The organism is Arthrobacter sp. S39 (assembly GCF_004320525.1).
Classification (GTDB): Bacteria; Actinomycetota; Actinomycetes; order Actinomycetales; family Micrococcaceae; genus Arthrobacter.
The window spans coordinates 1-1,490 of sequence record NZ_SIHX01000035.1 but is presented as its reverse complement, the minus strand read 5'-3'; the positions used below and the strand labels follow the sequence as shown (position 1 = coordinate 1,490).

Sequence of the window (1,490 nt, the reverse complement as noted above, 5' to 3'; positions counted from 1 at the left end):
TTGTGGTTTTGGATGGACTCGCGGCCTATCAGCTTGTTGGTGAGGTAATGGCTCACCAAGGCGACGACGGGTAGCCGGCCTGAGAGGGTGACCGGCCACACTGGGACTGAGACACGGCCCAGACTCCTACGGGAGGCAGCAGTGGGGAATATTGCACAATGGGCGCAAGCCTGATGCAGCGACGCCGCGTGAGGGATGACGGCCTTCGGGTTGTAAACCTCTTTCAGTAGGGAAGAAGCGAAAGTGACGGTACCTGCAGAAGAAGCGCCGGCTAACTACGTGCCAGCAGCCGCGGTAATACGTAGGGCGCAAGCGTTATCCGGAATTATTGGGCGTAAAGAGCTCGTAGGCGGTTTGTCGCGTCTGCCGTGAAAGTCCGGGGCTCAACTCCGGATCTGCGGTGGGTACGGGCAGACTAGAGTGATGTAGGGGAGACTGGAATTCCTGGTGTAGCGGTGAAATGCGCAGATATCAGGAGGAACACCGATGGCGAAGGCAGGTCTCTGGGCATTAACTGACGCTGAGGAGCGAAAGCATGGGGAGCGAACAGGATTAGATACCCTGGTAGTCCATGCCGTAAACGTTGGGCACTAGGTGTGGGGGACATTCCACGTTTTCCGCGCCGTAGCTAACGCATTAAGTGCCCCGCCTGGGGAGTACGGCCGCAAGGCTAAAACTCAAAGGAATTGACGGGGGCCCGCACAAGCGGCGGAGCATGCGGATTAATTCGATGCAACGCGAAGAACCTTACCAAGGCTTGACATGGGCCGGATCGCCGCAGAAATGTGGTTTCCCCTTTGGGGCCGGTTCACAGGTGGTGCATGGTTGTCGTCAGCTCGTGTCGTGAGATGTTGGGTTAAGTCCCGCAACGAGCGCAACCCTCGTTCTATGTTGCCAGCGCGTGATGGCGGGGACTCATAGGAGACTGCCGGGGTCAACTCGGAGGAAGGTGGGGACGACGTCAAATCATCATGCCCCTTATGTCTTGGGCTTCACGCATGCTACAATGGCCGGTACAAAGGGTTGCGATACTGTGAGGTGGAGCTAATCCCAAAAAGCCGGTCTCAGTTCGGATTGGGGTCTGCAACTCGACCCCATGAAGTCGGAGTCGCTAGTAATCGCAGATCAGCAACGCTGCGGTGAATACGTTCCCGGGCCTTGTACACACCGCCCGTCAAGTCACGAAAGTTGGTAACACCCGAAGCCGGTGGCCTAACCCCTTGTGGGAGGGAGCTGTCGAAGGTGGGACTGGCGATTGGGACTAAGTCGTAACAAGGTAGCCGTACCGGAAGGTGCGGCTGGATCACCTCCTTTCTAAGGAGCACCTACAAACTGATCCGCCCGTGTATGCGGGAGGGAAAGTTTGTCAGGAGTATATGCCCGTTGCGCAGACACATGTTCTGCGGCGGGTGCTCAAGGGTGGAATATCAACAAATAGCGGCCGCCTGGTCTTGGCCTCCTCTAGTACGGATGTCTGCTTCTTCTTCGGA

The 1,490-nt window shown here is 57.2% G+C and carries 1 rRNA gene; it reads left to right on the top strand.

From position 1 onward, the window contains the following. A 16S ribosomal RNA gene (locus EYS21_RS23215) occupies positions 1 to 1,314 on the top strand; the annotation flags it as partial. Positions 1,315 to 1,490 lie beyond the last annotated feature (176 nt).